The sequence below is a fragment of the Methylomonas defluvii genome, from assembly GCF_033949435.1.
GTDB lineage: Bacteria > Pseudomonadota > Gammaproteobacteria > Methylococcales > Methylomonadaceae > Methylomonas > Methylomonas defluvii.
Genome location: NZ_JAXARY010000025.1, coordinates 44,996 through 65,577, shown reverse-complemented (window position 1 = coordinate 65,577; position 20,582 = coordinate 44,996). Strand labels below are relative to the sequence as shown.

Annotated in this window: 18 protein-coding genes; 4 read left to right on the top strand and 14 right to left on the bottom strand. The window is 51.1% G+C overall.

Annotation, left to right across the window (positions count from 1 at the left end; all coding sequences use genetic code 11):
* Positions 1-2 precede the first annotated feature (2 nt).
* From QLH52_RS20935 to QLH52_RS20900, 8 genes are all read right to left on the bottom strand, one after another.
* On the bottom strand, positions 3-650 hold the full coding sequence (locus QLH52_RS20935; RefSeq protein ID WP_319962834.1) for a COG4648 family protein: 648 nt from the start codon (positions 648-650) through the stop codon (positions 3-5).
* A gap of 6 nt (positions 651-656) precedes the next feature.
* The gene (locus tag QLH52_RS20930) at positions 657-905 is read right to left on the bottom strand and encodes an acyl carrier protein (protein WP_033156272.1); all 249 of its coding nucleotides are present in this window, start codon (positions 903-905) and stop codon (positions 657-659) included.
* Positions 906-1,111: 206 nt separating this feature from the next.
* On the bottom strand, positions 1,112-1,867 hold the full coding sequence (locus QLH52_RS20925) for a beta-ketoacyl synthase chain length factor (RefSeq protein WP_319962833.1): 756 nt from the start codon (positions 1,865-1,867) through the stop codon (positions 1,112-1,114).
* Between the two features lies 1 nt (position 1,868).
* Complete coding sequence (locus QLH52_RS20920) at positions 1,869-3,104, bottom strand: beta-ketoacyl-ACP synthase (RefSeq protein WP_033156273.1); 1,236 nt, start codon at positions 3,102-3,104, stop codon at positions 1,869-1,871.
* Positions 3,098-3,826 carry a 3-oxoacyl-ACP reductase FabG gene (gene fabG, locus QLH52_RS20915; protein ID WP_033156274.1) on the bottom strand — a complete coding sequence of 243 codons (729 nt, stop codon included), beginning with the start codon at positions 3,824-3,826 and terminating at the stop codon, positions 3,098-3,100. The genes QLH52_RS20920 and fabG overlap by 7 nt, the downstream gene beginning before the upstream one ends.
* Complete coding sequence (locus QLH52_RS20910; RefSeq protein WP_225893097.1) at positions 3,823-4,314, bottom strand: hotdog family protein; 492 nt, start codon at positions 4,312-4,314, stop codon at positions 3,823-3,825. Before QLH52_RS20910 ends, fabG begins: the two co-directional genes overlap by 4 nt.
* Positions 4,286-5,455, bottom strand: a complete 1,170-nt coding sequence (locus tag QLH52_RS20905) for a beta-ketoacyl-ACP synthase (protein WP_319962832.1) — start codon at positions 5,453-5,455, stop codon at positions 4,286-4,288. The genes QLH52_RS20910 and QLH52_RS20905 overlap by 29 nt, the downstream gene beginning before the upstream one ends.
* Before the next feature lie 10 nt (positions 5,456-5,465).
* The gene (locus tag QLH52_RS20900; protein WP_319962831.1) at positions 5,466-6,692 is read right to left on the bottom strand and encodes an NAD(P)/FAD-dependent oxidoreductase; all 1,227 of its coding nucleotides are present in this window, start codon (positions 6,690-6,692) and stop codon (positions 5,466-5,468) included.
* A gap of 177 nt (positions 6,693-6,869) precedes the next feature.
* Here QLH52_RS20900 and QLH52_RS20895 point away from each other — a divergent pair, with 177 nt between their 5' ends.
* The gene (locus QLH52_RS20895) at positions 6,870-8,186 is read left to right on the top strand and encodes an AMP-binding protein (RefSeq protein ID WP_319962830.1); all 1,317 of its coding nucleotides are present in this window, start codon (positions 6,870-6,872) and stop codon (positions 8,184-8,186) included.
* A 31-nt stretch (positions 8,187-8,217) separates the two neighbouring features.
* Here the strand turns inward: QLH52_RS20895 and truA are convergent, their stop codons facing one another.
* Genes truA through cysM form a run of 4 tightly spaced genes read right to left on the bottom strand, consistent with a single transcriptional unit; the run spans position 8,218 to position 11,822 of the window.
* On the bottom strand, positions 8,218-9,021 hold the full coding sequence (truA, locus tag QLH52_RS20890) for a tRNA pseudouridine(38-40) synthase TruA (RefSeq protein ID WP_319962829.1): 804 nt from the start codon (positions 9,019-9,021) through the stop codon (positions 8,218-8,220).
* A 12-nt stretch (positions 9,022-9,033) separates the two neighbouring features.
* Positions 9,034-9,534 carry a L,D-transpeptidase gene (locus QLH52_RS20885; RefSeq protein ID WP_319962828.1) on the bottom strand — a complete coding sequence of 167 codons (501 nt, stop codon included), beginning with the start codon at positions 9,532-9,534 and terminating at the stop codon, positions 9,034-9,036.
* 16 nt (positions 9,535-9,550) lie between these two features.
* Positions 9,551-10,873, bottom strand: a complete 1,323-nt coding sequence (rlmD, locus tag QLH52_RS20880) for a 23S rRNA (uracil(1939)-C(5))-methyltransferase RlmD (protein WP_319962827.1) — start codon at positions 10,871-10,873, stop codon at positions 9,551-9,553.
* Positions 10,874-10,931: 58 nt separating this feature from the next.
* Positions 10,932-11,822: a cysteine synthase CysM gene (gene cysM, locus QLH52_RS20875; RefSeq protein ID WP_319962826.1), complete on the bottom strand. Its 891-nt coding sequence runs from the start codon at positions 11,820-11,822 to the stop codon at positions 10,932-10,934.
* A 126-nt stretch (positions 11,823-11,948) separates the two neighbouring features.
* On the opposite strand from cysM, the gene ppk1 reads away from it, so the two are divergent.
* Positions 11,949-14,018 carry a polyphosphate kinase 1 gene (ppk1, locus tag QLH52_RS20870; protein WP_319962825.1) on the top strand — a complete coding sequence of 690 codons (2,070 nt, stop codon included), beginning with the start codon at positions 11,949-11,951 and terminating at the stop codon, positions 14,016-14,018.
* Positions 14,019-14,026: 8 nt separating this feature from the next.
* Positions 14,027-14,746 (top strand): DNA polymerase III subunit epsilon, encoded by a 720-nt coding sequence (gene dnaQ / locus QLH52_RS20865; protein WP_319962824.1) that lies wholly within the window; start codon positions 14,027-14,029, stop codon positions 14,744-14,746.
* A 28-nt stretch (positions 14,747-14,774) separates the two neighbouring features.
* Here dnaQ and QLH52_RS20860 read toward each other — a convergent pair whose 3' ends face one another.
* On the bottom strand, positions 14,775-18,590 hold the full coding sequence (locus QLH52_RS20860) for a DUF1631 family protein (RefSeq protein ID WP_319962823.1): 3,816 nt from the start codon (positions 18,588-18,590) through the stop codon (positions 14,775-14,777).
* 415 nt (positions 18,591-19,005) lie between these two features.
* On the opposite strand from QLH52_RS20860, the gene QLH52_RS20855 reads away from it, so the two are divergent.
* Positions 19,006-19,464, top strand: coding sequence for an EVE domain-containing protein (locus QLH52_RS20855; protein ID WP_319962822.1), 459 nt, complete (start codon positions 19,006-19,008; stop codon positions 19,462-19,464).
* 2 nt (positions 19,465-19,466) lie between these two features.
* Here the strand turns inward: QLH52_RS20855 and QLH52_RS20850 are convergent, their stop codons facing one another.
* A complete protein-coding gene (locus QLH52_RS20850; RefSeq protein WP_319962821.1) occupies positions 19,467-19,940 on the bottom strand; it encodes a GNAT family N-acetyltransferase in 474 nt (157 codons plus the stop codon).
* Positions 19,941-20,582 lie beyond the last annotated feature (642 nt).

The following is a 20,582-nucleotide window of genomic DNA, read 5'->3' as shown; positions in this document are numbered from 1 at the left end:
ACTCAAAAGCTGGCCTTCACCTTGCGGCGTACCGCCATTTCTGCTGCCATTAACAAACCCATCAGCACATACGAGATACAACCATTGTAAAGGCTCCACAACCAGCGGTCGCCATACCAAATAGTCAGCAAGGAAATTGCCGCGTTGCCCAGAAAAAAAACGCTCCACACCAGCGTCACTTTCCGGGTATACAGCACGCCATGGGCGGGCAGATCCGGAAATTCCAGCCTAGCTAGCCGTTCCACTACCGTCGGCGGATGGATCAAACTGAAGGCAAATACCGCAAAAAACAGCAAGCTGACGAACACCGGATAAGCCAGCAGCCAGTCGGCATCGTTAACCAGTGCGCCCAGCAATAGAAACAGCGCGCAGGCCAATATCAACCTAGATTCGGCTATGCCGACAGATTTGCGCTGCTTTTGCAGCCAATAACGCAGCAAGAATAATCCGGCCAGCCCTAAAGCCATGGAACGGGGTTGAAAGTAATCGGCGGAAAACCAAATCAGAAAGGGATAGCTGACCGTCGCGGCCCCGATAATCACATTCAGAATGATTTGCCGAGACTCTGCTGGGGATTTTGGGCAAATGCGGGTGTCTGGATTTGCCTGAATCTTGGTCGGGACCCGATTGGTGAAAAAATCTTTAAACATCCAGCCCTATTCAGCACTGATGCGATGCACGGTATCGACGACGTCCTGGATGGTACGGGCGTTTTTGAAATCCTCGGGATTGATGCGCTTACCGGTAATCTCGCGCAGCCTGACCATCAAATCCACCGCATCGATGCTGTCGATGTCCAAATCCTGCCGCAGGTTAGCCTCCAAGGTGATGTCCTCGGGCGTTAACTCGAACATTTCCGACATCAACTCTCTTAAGGTGGCAAATACGTCTTCTTGGGTCTTCATACGGGTGTTGTTTCCTGTTGCGATACTCAACTCGGCCTGGAACTCACTCTACAGCCTCGATTTAGCGAGTATCGGTTTGCTATTGTGTTCCTCTGGCACCACTCCAAGCGCCAAAGTATCTGTGCCAACCGCGCGATAAATTACTACGGCAAACGTGGATTATACCCTGGGTTACGGCAGATCGCTCAGGCCGCTGGCAATCGGCATCATGAAACATCGTCCATACGCCAATGCCAGATCGCCCTGTCCTGCCGACAAGATCCGCTTTGCCGGCCGGATAGGACTGCTTGCACGAAATTGGGCAAGCCCTTTTCCGGTATTGCCGGGCCATTTGCCGGCTCGCGCGTCAGTTGCAATTGCGGCCCGGCGCTGGCTGATCGCCCCAGCGTCATCGCCAAAGCCCAGGTGGTTTGGCTGCCGGGCAGATAAGGTAAATAAGCGTCCGGCAACGGCTGCTCATAGCAGACAAGCAAAACTTGGGGAACATCCAGCAACATGCCGCCAGCCTCCAGAAAAGCCGCATACAACCCTTCCGTACCGCCGGCCAAGGCTACATACGGTAAATAGCTTGCATTATGGAAACTGGACAAGCCGGCGATGGCATTGTGCACGCACTGGCTGAAGCGGCTAGGCGAAACATGCTCGCCCTTTGCCAACTCTTCAAGCATCTCGAAATAATACTGGCTTTCGCCATGGCTTGAGAAAAATACCGAGGGCATATCGCCGTTTTCGCTACGACTGCGCCAGGCCACAGCGCAGGCCGCTCTGGCTAAAGGTGATAATCTGCGCCTTTGCATCGCCGGTAAAAACCCCACATCGGCCTTACCTTGGTTATACGGCAATATTTCACCGTTGGGCCAGCTAGTGGTTTGGGGCTCCGGCGCGGATTGCCAGAAACACCAGTGCTTTACTGTGAAAGCCAAACGGCTTTCCCTGCCTGACTCGGCCATGTTCTCGGTCAACTCAGCTATCCCAGCGCTGTAAAACCAAAGATGTGTTGATGCCGCCAAACGCAAAATTATTACTAACGATGTAATCGGCGTGGATATGACGGCCGTCGCTGGTCAGATAATCCAGCTCGGCACAACGCGGATCGAGATTATCCAGGTTCAAATTGGGATGAAACCAGCCTTCCCTCAGCATCTGAATTGCCACCATGGCTTCCAAGGCCCCACAAGCACCCAAGGTATGACCAGTGAAACTTTTCAAACTGCTAATCGGGGTGTTGCCGCCAAACACTGCGGCCGTTGCATGACTTTCGGCAATGTCGCCCTGCTCAGTGGCAGTGCCGTGAGCACTGATATAAGCAATTTGCTGCGGCTCAAGCTGTGCATCCCGTAAGGCCAGACGCATCACCACCTGCATTGTGTCGGCATTGGGCTGCGTGGCGTGCACACCGTCGGCATTGGTGGCAAACCCGGCAACTTCGGCGTAGATCCGCGCGCCGCGCGCCACAGCGCGTTCCCGTTCCTCCAATACCAAGGTACAAGCACCCTCCCCTATCACCAAACCGTCGCGGTCGCGGTCGAAAGGCCGCGGAGTCAGATTTGGTTCGCTGTTACGGGTGCTGGTGGCGTAGAGCGCATCGAATAACGCCGCTTCGGTCGGGCAAAGCTCTTCCGCGCCGCCCGCCAGCATCACGTCCTGCAAACCATATTTGATCGCTTCGTAGGCGTAACCGATGCCCTGACTGCCTGAGGTACACGCACTGACAGAAGGTATGACCCGGCCGCGCACCTGAAAAAACAAGGCCACGTTGGCGCAGGTGGTGTGGCCCATCATCTTTAAATAGGTGGTGGCATTCAGATTGCCAATGTCGTGATTAATCAGCATTCTGCCGAAATCGGCGATAGCCGGCGTCGATCCGACTGACGAACCGTAGGCTACACCGGTGCGGCCGCTGCTGATAATCGGATCACCCAGCAAACCGGCATCAAGCATAGCCAGTTCCGTAGCCCGAGTTGCCATTAACGAGACTCGGCCCATGCTGCGGGTGTTTTTGCGGGTGTAATGGCCCGGCAGCGTGAAATTTTCCACTGCCCCCGCTAAACGGGTCAGCAGGCCGTTATAAATTTCCCATTCCGGAATGTAACGAATGCCGGATTGCTTGGCTAAAAGGCTGCCGCGTATTTCCTGCCAATCGTTGCCAATTGGCGAAAAACCGGCCATGCCGGTCACGACGACGCGGCGGGTCAACACAAACCTCCATTCACCGAAATCACTTGCCGGGTAATGTAAGCGGCATCTTCGGACATCAAAAACGCCACCAAGGCCGCGACTTCTTCCGGCGTGCCTAAGCGTTTGGCAGGTACGGCGGCAAGGGCTTCTTCAAGGGGCAAGCCTTCCAGCATCTCGGTTTCGATTAAACCGGGGGCCACACAATTGACGGTGATTTTGCGTTTCGCCAACTCCACCGCCAGCGCTTTGGTTGCGCCGATAATGCCGGCTTTGGCCGCGCTGTAATTGACTTGGCCGCGGTTGCCGACTAAACCGGACACGGAAGACAGCGTGACGATGCGTCCCGGTTTACGGCGTTGTATCATCGGCATAACCAGCGGATAAAGCACGTTGTAAAAACCATCCAGATTACTGCGCAACACCTGGTCCCAATCCTCGCCGCTCAGCGCTGGAAAGGCATTGTCTCGGGAAAGGCCGGCATTGCACACCACACCATAGTAGGCGCCATGGGCTTGAATATCGTTTTCCAAACTGTCTTTGGCCGCATGGCGGTCGGCTAAATCAAAGCTCAGTACGCGCGCCTGGCGGCCCATCTCGACAATCTGTTGTTTCACTTGCTCGGCTTCATTCAGCCGACTACGGCAATGCAGCACAATATCGTAGCCCTCGCGAGCAAGGCGCAGGGCGATGGCTTTGCCGATGCCTCGGCTGGATCCCGTGACCAGGATGGTGGGTTGGTTCATATTCCTTTTCCGGCGAGAAATTTTTGCGAATCCTGTGGCAGCAACACATTCAACTTCGAGCGGGCCTTAATATTTTTCCCGGTTATCGTGCAGTCAAACACGGACATATCATTGGCGGCCTCGATAATTTTTTCCGCACTGACGGTCAGTTTGGCACCACAGGGAAAACTGCCGACTGAACATTCGAAGTAGCGAGTGCCTAATAAAAACCCCAAACCAATCGCTTCGCCTCGGCACTTGCGGTGATAACCGGAGTAGGCGGCAATAGTTTGCGCCATGTATTCCAAACCTACCCAGGCCGGCACGCTGTGATCGCCACACGAAAACAGGCCGTCGTCGCGCACCTGCAATTCGACCACGATATGGCTGTCACTTACTTCCAGGACCCGGTCCAACAGCACCATACGCCCGGACTGAGGTACTAGGGATTCGATGGCATAGGGAAAAGCCGCTGGACTGTCAGGGATGTCCAATGAGCAGGGACACATTGTTTCCGCCGAATGAAAAAGAGTTACTAAGGCAGTATTGTAGCGGCTTTGGCTGCTGGTTTTCCAGCCCGACCAAGTTTAGTCGAGTCATGTCCGGGTCAGGTTCGCCATCCCAAAGATGCGCAGGTAAACGCCTTTCTTGATGTAAATCAGACAGTAGCAACCAGCATAAACCTGCTTCCAGCGCACCGGCCGCACCCAAACAATGGCCGGTGGACGGTTTGCTGGAGCTGCATGCCGTATCGCTACCGAACAACTGCGCAACCGCCCGATTTTCCATCGCATCGTTTTGCCAGGTGGCCGTGCCGTGCAGGTTGATGTAATCGATTTGCTCAGGCTTTAGCTGTGCATCGGCCAATGCCGCCTGCATTGCCAGTAACGCGCAGCTACCGTCAGGGCGCGGCGCAGAAATATGATAGGCATCGGCACTGGCCCCAACACCCAGCAACGCGATGTCTCCAGGCTCGCGCGTCATCAAAAATAAAGCCGCACCTTCGCCTATCGTCGTGCCGTCGCGGTTTTTACTGAACGGATTGCAAGTGGTTTTGCTAAGGGCACCCAATGCAAAAAAGCCTTCCAGCGTGGTGTGGCATAAACTGTCGGCACCGCCCACTACGACCGCATCGCAGACGCCCAAGCGCAGCAGGCGGCGCGCGGAAGCCAAGGCATTGGCACTGGATGAACACGTGGTGGAGACGGTGTAGGCCGGGCCGCGAACGTCCAGGTACGCCGCCAAAAACTCCGCTACGCCACCCAATTCCTGCTGCTTGTAGTGATAGTGACCAGGCATGCTCCCGCTTGCCCGCAACACTTGCACCGCACTTTCACCCTCGGCAATCCCCGAGGTACTAGTGCCTACCACTATGCCAACGCGATCTGCGCCGTAACGAACTATGGCGGTGCTGATAGCGGACTCGATCTGGCAAAGCGCCGACAACAGCAAACGGTTATTGCGGCAATCGTATTGTTTAAGTTTGGCGGGAATGGCCGGTAATTCCGTTAGCACGCCGAATGCGGGAATAGCCGAATCCAGCCAGGTCGGTGGAACAGGCTGAACAGAACCTCCGGCAAGCCATGCGGCTAAGATGTCAGCCTTGCTGCCGCCCAGCGCACAGACCAGACCTAAATCATGTAAATACAAATGACACCGCTCAGGCAGTTTGATAAGTTGCCAAGATGGCCTCGATTTTCTTAGCACTGCGCTGCGTCATGGGGTTTTCCTCGTCCCAGGCATAGCCAGCAAGAATGGAACAAATCATGGCCTTGACGCTGGCCAACTGATTTTCCTCGAAAATAATTTGCTGAAAACGGCCATCGTACCAAGCCTCCACATAAGCCCGAAATACCTCTATGCCCTTGCGCAAAGCCCGCTCGTATTCGATAGACCAGTTTACCGGCTCACCGCGTAATTGCCGGTCAACCAAGGGTACGGCCAACGCGGCGGATTTCATCGCAATCGTCACGCCGGATGAAAACACCGGATCCAAAAATTCGCCGGCATTGCCGAGTAACGCAAAGCCCTGTCCATAGAGTTGCTTGACGTTGGCCGAGTAGCCGCCGATGGTGTTAGCCGGGGTATCGAAACGGGCGTTGGTCAACAGCTCGGCGAGACGTGGCTCTTCGAAGGCAATGTCCTTTAACACTTCCAGCGGCTCTCCGCTGCGCTGGTCCAGAAAACCCGCGGGCGTCACCACACCGAGCGAGCTTCTGCCGTTACTGAACGGAATCAGCCAGTACCAGATTTCATGAAATTTCGGATGAATGGCAATTAAAATTTTATTGCGGTCGTAATCGGATACAGTAATCCGATCCTCGATATGCGTGAACAGCGCGCGTCGCGGCGGCAACGAAGAAGGCGTTTCCAGATCCAATAATCTTGGCAATACCCGACCAAAACCGCTGGCATCCAATACCATCTTTGCCCTCCACTGCTTGTGCAAGCCATTGGCATCGACGCTGGTCAGGCTGGCTTGCTCAGGATTACTAAAATCGGCTGCCAGGATGGTTTGTTGATAATGAATAGGCACGCCGGCCGCCTCGGCGCTGTCGGCCAACACCTTATCGAAATGGGCGCGCGGTACTTGAAAGGTGGTGCCCCAGCCTGGGCTGAATTTTTGGGTGAAATCGAATTCGGTCAGTTTGCCGGCTCTGGAAAATGCCGCGCCGTTTTTGAATTGAAAACCTTCCGCCGTCACCGCCGGTAGCATATCCGCGGCTTCCATAAAGGCCATGCATTGCGGCAGCAGGCTTTCGCCAATCGAGAACCGCGGGAACTGCTCTTTTTCCAGGATCACCACCTGGTGTCCAAGTTGTTTCAGCATTTTGGCAGCGACGCTGCCGGAGGGGCCGGCCCCGATAATCAATACATCTGCATCCATTTACTTACCAACCCTCTTATCCGGTTAAAATACGTCCAGCAAAAATTCAGAAACAACGGCTATGCCGTCAAGTTAAATTGGCGAAATACTTCTCCAGCACGAGAACGAACTTCTACAACAAGCCCTAGCAAGATAGGCGCTAACTTGGCGGCATTGCCCCCAATAACATTCCGTTCAATGCTGGAAACCCAAAAATCTCCCGCCGCGCAGACACCAATTTCTAACCACACGACACCATTTGCCCTCTACAACGGCCAAGTGGTAAGCCGCGGCAAATTATGGTCTGACGTGGCGGCCCTGGCCGCGCAATTGCCGGACCGACCCTATCAATTTAATTTATGCGAAAACCGCTACCTGTTTTGCCTCTGCCTGTTAGCGGCGGCAGTACGCGGACAGATTTGCTTGTTGCCGCCCGCCGGGCAAATGGCGGTTATCCTGGAAATTCTGCGCGATTATCCCGGCGCGTATATCGCCAGAGAACACGCGCCGCAGCAAACGGGTTTGGATTGGTTCCAAGTCATCGCGCCAAACGCTGCAAGCGCAGCATCGCCACCCGATTTCGACTGGCAGCGCACCGCCGTGATTGCCTTTACCTCCGGCAGCACCGGCAAACCCAAGCCCTGCCCGCATAGCCTGCATACCTTTAAAACCTCCGCCGAAATGGCGGTCAGCAGCCTGGGATTAGCCAAGCAGCAACTATTGATGTTGTCCACCACGCCACCGCAACATATGTACGGTCTGGAAACCTCGGTATTTTGGCCGCTGTTTTCTCAGTTGGTGCTGCACGACGACCGACCGTTTTTCGCCGAAGACATCCGGCAAACGATTAACACCGCGCCTTGGCCTGTTGTGCTGGCGTCAACACCCACCCATTTGCGTTCCTTAATCAAAACCACCGGCGCTTGGGACAATCTGGCCGGCATTATTTCCGCTACCGATACCTTATCTGAAAAGCTGGCCGGCGAAACCGCGGAAATTTTAGGGCAATCCCCCCGCGAAATCTATGGCAGCACCGAAACCCTGTCGTTTGCCAGCCGCGAGACCTTGCTTGAGAACCCGTGGCGACCTTACGACGGTTGCCGCTTGCATCAAGATGAAAGCGGGCAAAGCTGTCTGCAAGCTGCGCATTTGCCGATAGCAGTGCCTTTGCAAGACACTGTGCAGATCCAAGCCGACGGCTGTTTTACCGTATTGGGCCGGGATCAAGACATGGTGAAAATTGGCGGCAAGCGCGCGTCCCTGACCGAACTGAACCGTCGCTTGCTGGATATAGACGGCGTAGACGACGGTGTTTGTTTCATCCAGGATAATGGCCGACTGGCGGCTGTTGTGGTCAGCAGGCTAGACAACCACGCCATTCGGCGGGGTCTACAGCCCTATCTGGATGACGTGTTTCTGCCGCGAAAAATTCATTTTGTTACTAAGATTCCGAGAAACGGGACAGGTAAGCTGGCAAAAACCGAACTGGAAAATCTGTTAGAAAGTTTAAGTTAGACGACTTGCCAGGCGCGATGCGCAGGCCAGATTAATCATGCCGCTTTGCGTCTGCCGGCAGTTTATCGAACAAGGTGTTTTTGGCAATGGCGTAATGCGCCGGGTAATAGACGGCTGCCAGGTGCAAACCATGCGGCGGCGCGGTCATCGCGGCTTTGGAACGGTCTTTGGTCTCCAAAAGTTCAGCAGTCCAATCCACCGGCCGCCGGCCCATGCCAATTTCCATCAATACTCCGGCGATATTCCTGACCATGTGATGCAGAAACGCATTGGCGCAAAGATCTATGATCACGCGCTGTTCGACTCGATAGACCTCGATAAAATGCATCAAACGATTGGGGCTGACCGATTGACAGCTTTGCGCGCGAAACGACGAAAAATCGTGTTCACCCAGTAGAGTCTGTGCGGCTTGATGCATGGCTTGCTCATCCAGCGCTTGATAACACCAAGTGGCCTGTGTTCTTAGCAAAGCCGACTTCATCGGCCGGTTCAGTATCACATACCGATACGCGCGGGCTATGGCGCTGTAGCGGGCGTGGAAGTCGCCGAGCGCCGCTTGCGCCCAGATAATCCGGATGTCATCCGGCAGATAGCTGTTGCCACCCATCAACCAGGCGCGCATATCCCGCTCCACCTCGCAATCAAAATGCACCACTTGTTCCAGCGCGTGCACACCAGCATCGGTCCGGCCCGCGCAAAGTACGGTAATCGGTTGATTGGCTATTCTACTCAAGGCTTTTTCCAACTGGCCCTGTACGGTCGCTTTACTGTCCTGCCATTGCCAGCCAGCATAAGCGCTGCCGTCGTATTCGATGCCTAAAACGATGCGGGGCATTTCAATAGCTGATTATTCATGGATCCACACGCGGCAACCAACGGCAACCTGATCGAACAAGGTAATTAGGTCGGCGTTTAACATACGCAGGCAACCGTGTGATTCCGGCTTGCCTTGCATCAATTCATCCGGCGTACCATGGATATATATGTAGCGCCAGGTGCTGTCGACATTGCCGTAGCGGTTTTTACCCGGTTCCAGGCCTCCCAGCCAGAGTATGCGGCTGAGAATCCAGTCGCGTTGCGGATGCTGCGCTGCCAGCTCCGGCGTGTAGATTTCGCCGGTTGGCCGGCGGCCGGCAAGTACGCTGTTGATCGGCAGGCCGGCACCGATTTTGGCGCGGATTTTATGCCAGCCGGTCGGCGTGCAGTAGCTGCCTTTTTTTTCGCCGGGGCCGTTTTTAGCCGTTGAGACCGGATACTCGGCCAGCACCGCGCCGTTGTCTAATAAACATAGGCGTTGCTCGGTAATCGAAACATCCAGATAGCGAGAGATGCCGGCAAATGCGTTCATTGCCAAGAACCAGGGATCATTTTACAAATAGGGCGATCGATTCGACATGCGCGGTTTGCGGAAACATATCCATCACGCCGGCCTTGACCAGCTTATAACTGAGCTCGTTCACCAATATCCCGGCATCGCGGGCCAAAGTGGACGGGTTGCAGGATACGTAAACGATGCGCTCCGGCTGCCAATGTTTCAAGTTGTGTAGCACTTCAGAAGCTCCGGCCCGGGAAGGGTCCAGTAGCACCTTGGTAAATTTTTGCTTGGACCAGGGTTGGTCTTTCAAGTCCTTGGTTAAATCGGCGGCATGAAACTCGACATTATCCAGATTATTCAACTTGGCATTTTCGCGGGCGTGCTTGACCAGCGGCAAGTCGCCTTCCACACCGACAACCTGACCCGCCTGGGTCGCCAGCGGTAAAGTGAAATTGCCCAAGCCGCAGAATAAATCCAGTACCCTGTCTTCCTTGGTCAGTTCCAGCGCTGCCAAGGCCCGTGTCACCATTTTCTGATTGATCTGGTAATTGACCTGAGTAAACATCGCCGGGCGGAAATTGAACTTAACGCCTTGTTCGGCTAGCGCGTAACTCGGAATGACTTCCGGCTCGCCGTCCAAAGGCACGATGGTATCCGGACCCTTCGGCTGCAAACAAATGCTGACCTGATGTTGATGGGCAAATTCGCGCAGCCTTTGTTTATCGGCATCGGTCGGTGGCTCCAGCACCCGAAACGCCAGTACGCATTCCTTATCGCCAATCGCCACTTCGATTTGCGGAATTTTGTCTTTCACCGTCAACCCGGCGATCATCTCGCCCAAAGCAATCAGCTTCTCGCCGACGATGGAGTTCATCACTTTACAGCTATCGATTTCCGCTAAAAACGGATTGCGCCGCTCGCGAAAGCCCACCAATACCCTATTCTTTTTTGCCACCCATTTCACGCCCATCCGCGCCTTGCTGCGATAACCCCAATGCGGGCCGGTCAGCGCTTCCCAGATTTGCGGAATCTCGACTTTACCGATGCGACGGAACTGATCGCGCAGTAAATCCTCTTTGAAGTTGATCTGTTCGGCGTCATCGACATGTTGAAAACTGCAACCGCCGCAACTGCCGAAATGCGGACAAGCCGGTTCGACCCGGTGCTCAGACCGGCTGATCAGATTGACCACTTTGCCTTCTGCATAGTCTTTACGACTGTCGGTGTAGACAAATTCCAGCGTTTCGCCGGGCAAGGCTTCGTCGATAAACACGACTTTGCCATTGACGTGGCTGACGCCACGGCCATCGTGGGACAAAGATTCTATGGTAACGGTGACGGGGTCTAACGGGAGTTTTTTCTTGTGGGCCATTGTGCTCGATTGGGTGGGTTGGGTTAGCGCGGTGTAACCCAATATAAAGCTGCGTTGTTTAGGTTGGAAAAATGCCGGTGGATAAATAGCGGTCGCCCCGGTCGCAGACTATCGCCACGATCAAGGCATTTTCAATTTGTTGGGATAATTGCAAAGCCGCGTAAACCGCACCGCCAGAAGATACGCCGGCAAAAATACCCTCTTGTGCAGCCAAGGCTCGGGTGGTGTTTTCCGCGTTCAGCTGATTGACTTCGATGATGCTATCCACCCGCACAGCGTCGTATATTTTAGGTAAATATTCCTTAGGCCAGCGGCGAATACCCGGGATTTTCGATTCGCCTTCCGGCTGCACGCCGATGATTTGAACCGCGGGATTTTGTTCTTTCAAATACCGGGAGGTCCCCATGATGGTGCCGGTGGTGCCCATGGAACTGACGAAATGCGTAATCTTACCCTGCGTGTCGCGCCAGATTTCCGGACCGGTGCCTTCGTAATGCGCCAAAGGATTATCGGGATTGGCGAATTGATCCAGAATCCGTCCCTCGCCGCGCGCTTCCATGGCTCTTGCCAGATCGATGGCTGCTTCCATGCTGCCTTTGGCCGGCGTCAGGATAATCTCCGCGCCGTAGGCTTTCATGGAGGCAATGCGCTCAGCGCTCATATTGTCCGGCATGATCAAGGTCATCTTATAACCCTTAATCGCCGCCGCCATCGCCAAGGCAATACCGGTATTGCCGCTAGTGGCTTCGATCAAGCGATCGCCGGGTTTGATCTCGCCGCGCGCTTCGGCGTGTTGAATCATGCTTAAGGCTGGCCGATCTTTCACCGAACCAGCCGGATTGTTACCTTCCAGCTTCACCAAAATAGTATTGCCACCGGCGACCGGCAGGCGTTGCAAACGCACCAATGGCGTATTTCCGACAAAAGATTCTATGGTTGGGAAGTTCATGACTTTAACGTCCGGTTAAGTTTACGGCGGCGATTATAGCAAGTTCCAGACCTCAAGCGCCGCTGTAACCCAAGGCCAAAAAATTTCATTTATAATCGACTGACCCCAATCAAACTAGCAGCCGACATGGAATCCATCGATTTAAATAGTCCCGAGCTTTATATCAACCGCGAACACAGCTTATTGGAGTTTAACTTTCGGGTGCTCGCGCAAGCCCTGGACGAAACGCTGCCGCTATTGGAACGGCTGAATTACTTATGCATTTCTTGTTCCAATCTGGATGAGTTTTACGAAGTACGTGTCGCCAGCTTGATACAAATGGCGGAAATGGACCCCAATCTGGTCAGTTCCGACGGCTTAACCATTAACGAGCAATTCGACAAAATCTCGATCAAAGCCCACGAACTGGTCGCAGAGCAATATCGCGTGCTTAATGAGGTACTGATCCCTTGCATGGAGGCCGAGAATATCCGCTTCTTGCGGCGCGACCGTTGGAGCCCGGCACAAAAAGCCTGGCTGGAAAAATATTTCAACGAAGAGCTATTGCCGATTCTGACCCCAGTCGGGCTCGATTCCGCCCACCCGTTTCCGCGCATCCTGAATAAAAGTTTAAATTTCATCATCTCCCTAACCGGCAAAGATGCGTTTGGCCGTAACAGCGGCCGGGCGGTTTTGCAGGCACCGCGCGCCCTACCCCGCATCGTGCAATTACCTGTTACCGAGACCGATAGCGGGCCTTACGATTTTGTGTTTCTGTCCTCCATCATTCATGCGTTCGTCAACGAGTTGTTCAACGGCATGATGGTCAAGGGCTGTTATCAATTCCGGGTCACCCGCAACAGCGATTTTTTCGTCGACGACGACGCGATCGACGACTTGATGCTGGCTGTGGAAGGCGAACTGGCGATGCGCAATTACGGTGATGAAGTACGTCTGGAAATCGACGGTAATTGTCCCGAAGAGACCGTGAATTTCTTGTTGGCGCGCTTTGATTTGAAACCGGACCGCTTATTTTTAGCCAACGGTCCGGTCAATTTAAGCCGGATGCAAACCATCTTGAGCATGGTCGAACGGCCCGATCTTAAATTTACGCCGTTCAAATCCAGCGTGCCGCCCGCGCTAGGGCGCAATAAGGATATTTTTGCCAGCATCCGCAAACAGGATATTTTGTTGCACCATCCGTACGAGTCGTTCTCGCCTGTGGTGGATTTCATTCGCCAGGCCGCTGCCGATCCAGATGTATTAGCCATAAAACAAACCTTGTACCGCACCGGCGTGGACTCGCCTATCGTCGCGGCCTTGATCAAAGCCGCCCGCGCCGGTAAGGAAGTCACGGTGGTCATCGAGTTGCGGGCGCGTTTCGATGAAAAGGACAACATTGGTCTGGCCGCAAAACTGCAAGAAGCCGCGGCTCACGTGGTGTACGGCGTGGTAGGGTATAAAACCCACGCCAAAATGTGCATGGTTTTGCGCAAGGAAGGCAGCACATTACGCAATTATGTGCATCTGGGCACCGGCAACTACCACCCTAAAACTGCCCGGCTTTATACCGACTACGGATTATTTACCTGCGAAAAAGAATTGGGCGAAGACGTGCGCCGGGTATTCATGCAATTGACCAGTTTGGGCAAGGTCAGCAAACTGAATAAGCTGCTGCAATCGCCGTTCACTTTGCACCACGGCATCCTGAAGATGATTGATAGAGAAATCGAGCATGCCAAAAAAGGCAAGCCGGCCAGGATTATTATCAAGGTCAATGCCGTAGTCGAGGAACAGGCAATTCAAGCGCTGTACCGCGCCTCGCAAGCCGGCGTGGAAATCAAAATGATCGTGCGCGGCGTCTGTTGCTTGCGGCCGGGCGTGCCGGGGGTTTCAGAGAATATCGAAGTACGCTCCATCGTCGGCCGCTTCCTGGAACACACCCGCATCTATGCGTTTTGTAACGGCGGCGATTGGGCGGTTTACGCATCCAGCGCCGATTTAATGAACCGCAATATGTTCCGCCGCGTGGAGGTCTGTTTCCCTATCGCCGACAAACGGATTGCCGAACGCATTCTTAACGACCTGGATGCGTATCTCAGAGATAACGCCCAAGCCTGGCAATTGCAAAGCGACGGCCAGTACCGGCATTTGCGCGCCGACGATCAAGCCATTTATCAAGTGCAGAGCGAACTGCTCAAAGCGTTTTGCGGATAGGATAAGCCATGAGTCAAAAACCCCGCCAAATCCGGCAAGTGGTGCTGGATACCGAAACCACCGGCATCAACCCCAAGGAAGGCCATAAGATTATCGAAATCGGCTGCGTGGAACTGATTAACCGCCGTTTGACCCGTAATCATTTCCACGTCTATCTGAATCCGGACCGGGAAATCGATGCCGGCGCCATCGAAGTGCATGGCATCACCAACGAATTTTTAAAAGATAAGCCGCGCTTCGCCAATGTCGTCGAAGACTTTATGCGCTTTACTCAGGGTGCGGAGCTGATCATTCACAACGCACCGTTTGACGTCGGCTTTTTGAATCACGAATTGGCGCTATTAGCCGGGGAAGAACGCCGCGTCGAAACCAATAGCACCGTGTTCGACACCCTGGCTTACGCCCGGAAAAAACACCCCGGCGCGCGAAACAGTTTGGATGCCTTATGTAAACGCTACGGCATAGACAACAGTCACCGCGAATTGCATGGCGCTTTACTCGACGCGGAAATCCTGGCGGACGTCTATTTATTGATGACCGGAGGCCAGGCTTCCTTGCTGGATGAAGGCGATCACACCGGCAATGGCGGCGAACAGGCTATCGTTAGACTATCGGCCGACAGAGCACCATTAAAAATCATTGCTTGTAGTAGCGAGGAAGAACTGGCGCACCAACAACGCTTGGCAAAAATCGCCAAAGTCAGCGGCAATTGTTTGTGGCAACAGTAGTGTGACCGTCTTTTAAACGCCCCCGCTTTCAAAAACCCCAAAACTCAGTGTCTTCAAATGAAAAAAGCGGTGCGCTCGGCGGCGGTTCGATGACCAACTCGCTGAGCGGCATCGGTTTATGCACGCCGTAGCCTTGGGCATAGTCGACGCCTATGGTTTTTAAAACCTCTCTAATCTCATTGCTTTCGACGTATTCAGCGATGGTCGTCAAGCCCAGGGAATGAGCGATTTCATTCATGGATTTAACGATGGCAACATCGGCTTTGTCGTTTAATATGTCTTTGACAAAGGCCCCGTCTATTTTCAGATAATCGATATTCAAGTTCTTCAGATAGGAATACGACGAATAGCCTGACCCGAAATCATCCAATGAAAACTTACAATTAAACTGCTTGATGGCTTTGATGAAACTATTTGTTAAATAAAAACTTTCCGCTGCAACCGTTTCCGTGACTTCGAACGTCAGTTTATTTGTGGGCACGCTGGTTGATTCCAATATTCCTTTAAGAAACCCTAAAAATTCTTCGCTGTTAATAGATTGTCCGGACAAATTGATCGCAAAGCCATCAATATGATCGAAATAATGTCTATTATTTTCAATCCACATAAGCACATTGGTAATGACCCATTGATCAATTTCCGGCATACGCTTACAGCGTTCCACAGCAGGTATGAAATGATCGGGTGGAATAATATTATCGTTTTCGTCTTTAATACCCAGCAAAATTTCGTAATGTTGATGACTGGCACTGGTTTCATCGACCGCGGTAATCATTTGGCAACGTAAAAACAACCTATTCTCGGAAAATACCTTGTCAATATTGCCTATCCATTCGTATATTTTATTTTGACGTTTTAAATTCTCGTCATCATGTGTAAAAAGTAAAACATTATTCGGACCGGAACGCTCTGCCGACATGCTGGCGGTATCGGCATTTTGTAACAACTCGTTAACGTCAAAATTGTTCTGTTCGAACGGCACCAAACCGATACTCACACCGATGGTATAGCTTTTATCTTGCCATTGAAACCGCGATTCACTAATGACTTTTAACAGTTTTTTGGATAACTCATAAGCAGTTTGCGCGCCGCAATCTTTTAGCAGCACTGCGAAAGATTTATCGCCGATTCGCGCGAATAAGTCGCCATCACGCAACTGCTCGCTGATTAAATGCGTGAGCGTTTTTAAGAATTGTTTGCCGCCAGCGACGCCGCAAACATTAGTAATGACGCGAAAATCCAAAACCTCTATATGACCCAAGATATGGCCGGTACTGTCGAGTTTAACGAGCTCGATTTTTAGCTGTTTAACAAACTCGTCTTTAGTGAGTAAATCGGTTTCCGCGTCATGCGTAGCGTTATAAATCAGCTTGCTATGCATGTTTTGCAACATTTGGTTAGTCGCGCGATCCATTAAAGGCACATCCAGGCTTTCTATTCTATTCGCTCCGCCATTTTCCAAAAGTAGTGCCAACTCGGTCTTATTAAGCTCTAACTTAGTCAGTCCATCGCGATTAACAAAAACGCAAATTGGTAAAATATCGCCTATCCAAACCAGTTTCATCGGTTCAAAACCTTCGGAGCCTCTATAGATTATCAGCCATTCGCCCACCTGTAATTGTGAAACTTGCGCTGCCCATTCAGATTCTATAATGTCCTGCATGGATCTAGGCGCGGGAATTCTGACGGTATCCATCGGCTTCCTAACTTTTGGCACACCGCTACCCACCAGTAACGCAAACAATTCTTCAATAACATTATCGCGTTTGAATAAGTTTGGACAAACCGTACCTAGATTCTCTTCGATAAATTTGAGTGTGGTATGAATGCTGACCGATTGCATATTCAGAAACGAATCCTGTTCGTAAAGCCAAAATAGTAAATCGTCAATTACTTTGAGATAAGAGGCTTTTTCCTCAGGCTTAGCTTCCTTATTTAATTCGGCAATCACTAACAGGTCTTGCCATCCAGCGCCAAGTAGCGTGGGAATAATCGATGGTACAGAACGGCCGGCTATACGTTTATCAACTTCCTGCTGAATAGTTAGCCTTGCCGCCTCCAATTTTTGTTGGCCTTCGTAAGGCTCTATTATGCGTTTGACGTTGGTTTCATTGGATTTTGTCCACTGCTTAGTGACGCTATCCAATTCATGCTCGACTTCAGTGAAAACATTAGGATTGCTAATGGACTCAGCGGAAATCCGCGCTATTGCTTTTTCTACAGTATTTTTTATATTAGTATTTTTGATTACCCTATTGCTTTTAATCGCAGGTTCCAGAACAGCTAGTTGATTCAGTATTTTTCGGGCTGGGTGAGACTCGGAATCCAGAAAATCATTACCTTGCATGGGCAATGACAATAGAGGTAAATGAATACTTTCCAAATAATCTTTAATGTCTTTAGAAAACTCAAGCTCACCAAACAAGGCATCAAAAAACCTACCATACAGTTCAAGACGCTGAACATCGTTTGCGGCCAACGATTTTGCCTCCGGATTATCAGCTTGTAATTTATCGGCAAGGCTTTTTTGCAGTGTTGTAGTATCTAAATGAAGGCCCGATTTGGCGGTTATATCCTTTTGGATTTTCGCAATCGCAGATAAAACTTCCGCTGGGTCGAATACTTGCTGGACATTATTGACCGGCAGGGTATTTTCCTTGCGCTGGGTATCGGTAGATACGGCCATTGTTTCGGTTAACAGGTTCAGTAATTTGCCTGTAACCTGGCTTAAAGGTTGAATAGCTTTGTGAACGACCAGCGGTTCGGCATCCAAATAGTCATTGAAATAAACTTGCTGTTTATCGCTATTTTTTGTATCAAAAGCGGAGCTGCTCTGCTTATTATGAACGGGCATTTGCAATCGCGCGGATTCAAACTTAGCTAAAGTCGCAGCTGCTTGCTTATAAAAACCCGGCAACTCGATAATTAAGATTTTTTCGAAGCAGTTATAAATTGCCTTTTTTATATTACTCCCCAGTTCTAACTGCAAAAATATTTCCCTAAAACTATCACATAAAACCGCCGGACCAATTGGATTATTAACTGCATTATCAAATATACCAAACACCCTGCATAATTCTCTAACTAACAGATTAAGCTCGTCGTCAAAATAGTTTTTAAGCTTTCTGATAGTAGCCGACATATTCAACCAGTCTTCAAAGTCGTCTTTTTCGATTAATGAAAGCGAATCATGATATAAAGCATCTGAGTTTTTTTCGTTGTCACTGGAAATATAATCAACCTGATATATAACAGAACAACAAAATTCGCTACTAATAATCTCTCTATTCAGCTTTAGCGTGGTAATTAAGTCGTCAAAAGCCGATGGATTGGAAAAAAACTCAGCATGCGTGTTCGCAGCTTCCATGCAATCGCTCAGCGAGTCAAAAAACCTATCGATTAATAAAGGCAAGCTTTCTATTAGAAATTGTTTAAATGTGTTTTTATAATTTTCTTGATTTAAATTGTCTGGTGAAGTATCTAAATTGTCATTCGTTGAGGAAAGCGATCCAATATTTGCTATTTTTCTTAACGCATTAAACGTGGTGGCGGGCATCTGTTCAGTGACAAGACCTACTCCCGTCGAACCAATATGTGTTATTTGTGCATCTACTTCAAAAGTTTTTAGCTCGAACTCCAATTGAATAGAAAAGCGAATTTTTATATTTTTATGCAATGCAATCTGCGGATGACTTTTATCAAAAACCAGATAAAATCCACCGCTACAAAAATCCAGAATACGGCATTCCAGTGTATCAGTTTGGTCGATTATCAATAAAGCGTTTAGATCAATCGCATATCTAATATAGCGACGTCTTTTGCTTTTTTTAATACTAGCAGACATAAATCAGATGAAATAGGAAAAAACTACCGTAATAATAGACTCCGACCGTGTTGTTTAAACCAAGCCAGTGTAAACTCCGTAAATAGACTAATTGACATTATTTAACGAAGCGGAAATGTATTTATTTAAGCACTATCTATCTAACGACAATACTGGTGTGGATACTATACCACGATAGGCTTGAATGCGGTCCCGGCTGGTTGTCAAGTTTAGACCAGTTCAGGCGAATATTTAGCGCACAATAAGCGTGGTTTCAACGGTTAATTGAGTCTCGCCAAGGTTTATAGTTCAACAGCTTCAAGCACTCACGACACTACCGGTATTTCGGCCAATCTTTTGCGCGATTTTGCTTGCCGATTGCGTCTGAGTTTGGGATAAATAAAAAACCTGACAACAAACCCCAAAGTGGACATCTATGAATTACTGGCTGATGAAATCAGAACCCGACACCTTCGGCATTGACGACTTGTTTAATCGACCCGGCCAAACCGAGCATTGGGACGGTGTCCGCAACTACCAAGCCCGAAACATGATGCGTGACGACATGAAAATCGGCGATCAGGTATTTTTTTATCATTCTAACTGCGACGAACCGGGTATCGTCGGCATCATGCAAGTGGTGCGCGAAGCCTATCCGGACTTTACCGCGTTCGACCCGGACGATAAGCATTTTGACCCGAAAAGTAATCCGGACAAACCTACCTGGTACATGGTCGATGTAAAGTTTGTCAGAAAGCTATCACGCAATATCAGTCTGCGCGAATTGAAACTGAAAACCGAACTAGGCGATCTGGCCTTGCTGCGCCGCGGCAACCGTCTGTCGATCATGCCGGTGAATGCCGAGCAATGGGCATTTATTCTCGGTTTGGAGTAAGTCTAAACATTCGGATCTTTTAGAGTCACGCTCATAACCGTCACGCAGTGGTCGCGATAATATTCCTCCGCCATTGCAGTCCAGCCAAGTTTTGCATAGAAATTGGCCTGATCCGGCGTGAACAGATAGAGCGTGGCAACGCCGGCTGCCTTAGCTTGCAACATGACATGTTTTACCAACTCTGAGCCGATGCCCTGCCGGCGAAATTCGGGGGCCACGTAAACACTGGCCAACCATGGCGTCAGTTCCGGGCGGGTATCCATATCGCTTTCTATGATGGCTGCCGAGCCGGCTAGCTGGTCTTCATGTTTGTATATGAAGGTGCTCGGGATTAGTTTGTTGCTTAAATAAGCCTGCATTTTTTGGATGCGGTGTTCCAGGGTTTGGCCGGGATTCAGGTTTGACCATTCGGCTTGGTGCCATTGGGCTAGGGTGGGGATTTGGTGGGGTTCTTGGGAGAGGTTGATGATGGTCATAATTTGATGTCGCAATCGCGACGGACTGTTTTGAAGTCGGGTCTCGGCCCGACAGCCGAGATACTTTTCGCTACGAAAACCATCCTTGGTTTTCTCCCTTCGGGCCAGCCTATCGGCTGTTCAAATTCGCTCCAAGCGAATTTGTGCTTGTCCAAAGAAAAGTATCCAAAAGAAAAGACACCCGGATTTCGCCCTGATCCTGCACTTCACAGTTTTTTGCAGGGGTTGGCGAAAGGGGCTTCCTGCCCCTTCGCCAACGAGCGGCATCCCTGCCGCTCCCCTAACGGGCTAATCCTGCAAAAAACTGCGATGCTCGGGGTCGAAATACGGGACCAAAACCCTCCTCTGACTAGCAAGCTGCTTCAGCTAAATCAAAAAAGACGGTCATGTCCGCCGGGAAGCGGGCATCCAGTGCCATGGATGGCAAGCTTCGAGCTATCCATGGCACTGGATTTCGGCATTCCCTGCCGAAATGACGATTTTGGCGTTAGCAAGCAATTAATCTGAAGCACCTTGCTAATCTCGGTAAACCTTCAAGACACTCTAAACGAATTTATTCAGTCCGAGCCAAACATCCGCTACACAGCGACGGTGTTCCCCGTATGCCGCGCCGAGCACCGGGGATTTTATCGAGATCAGCCC

Coding starts and splice junctions, on each gene's coding strand:
- cysM (WP_319962826.1), bottom strand. CDS start 11,822: ATGAACTTCCCAACCATAGAATCTTTTGTCGGAAATACGCCATTGGTG.
- QLH52_RS20930 (WP_033156272.1), bottom strand. CDS start 905: ATGAAGACCCAAGAAGACGTATTTGCCACCTTAAGAGAGTTGATGTCG.
- rlmD (WP_319962827.1), bottom strand. CDS start 10,873: ATGGCCCACAAGAAAAAACTCCCGTTAGACCCCGTCACCGTTACCATA.
- QLH52_RS20850 (WP_319962821.1), bottom strand. CDS start 19,940: ATGACCATCATCAACCTCTCCCAAGAACCCCACCAAATCCCCACCCTA.
- QLH52_RS20910 (WP_225893097.1), bottom strand. CDS start 4,314: ATGTGTCCCTGCTCATTGGACATCCCTGACAGTCCAGCGGCTTTTCCC.
- ppk1 (WP_319962825.1), top strand. CDS start 11,949: ATGGAATCCATCGATTTAAATAGTCCCGAGCTTTATATCAACCGCGAA.
- dnaQ (WP_319962824.1), top strand. CDS start 14,027: ATGAGTCAAAAACCCCGCCAAATCCGGCAAGTGGTGCTGGATACCGAA.
- QLH52_RS20895 (WP_319962830.1), top strand. CDS start 6,870: ATGCTGGAAACCCAAAAATCTCCCGCCGCGCAGACACCAATTTCTAAC.
- QLH52_RS20885 (WP_319962828.1), bottom strand. CDS start 9,534: ATGAACGCATTTGCCGGCATCTCTCGCTATCTGGATGTTTCGATTACC.
- truA (WP_319962829.1), bottom strand. CDS start 9,021: ATGCCCCGCATCGTTTTAGGCATCGAATACGACGGCAGCGCTTATGCT.
- QLH52_RS20855 (WP_319962822.1), top strand. CDS start 19,006: ATGAATTACTGGCTGATGAAATCAGAACCCGACACCTTCGGCATTGAC.
- QLH52_RS20935 (WP_319962834.1), bottom strand. CDS start 650: ATGTTTAAAGATTTTTTCACCAATCGGGTCCCGACCAAGATTCAGGCA.
- fabG (WP_033156274.1), bottom strand. CDS start 3,826: ATGAACCAACCCACCATCCTGGTCACGGGATCCAGCCGAGGCATCGGC.
- QLH52_RS20900 (WP_319962831.1), bottom strand. CDS start 6,692: ATGGATGCAGATGTATTGATTATCGGGGCCGGCCCCTCCGGCAGCGTC.
- QLH52_RS20860 (WP_319962823.1), bottom strand. CDS start 18,590: ATGTCTGCTAGTATTAAAAAAAGCAAAAGACGTCGCTATATTAGATAT.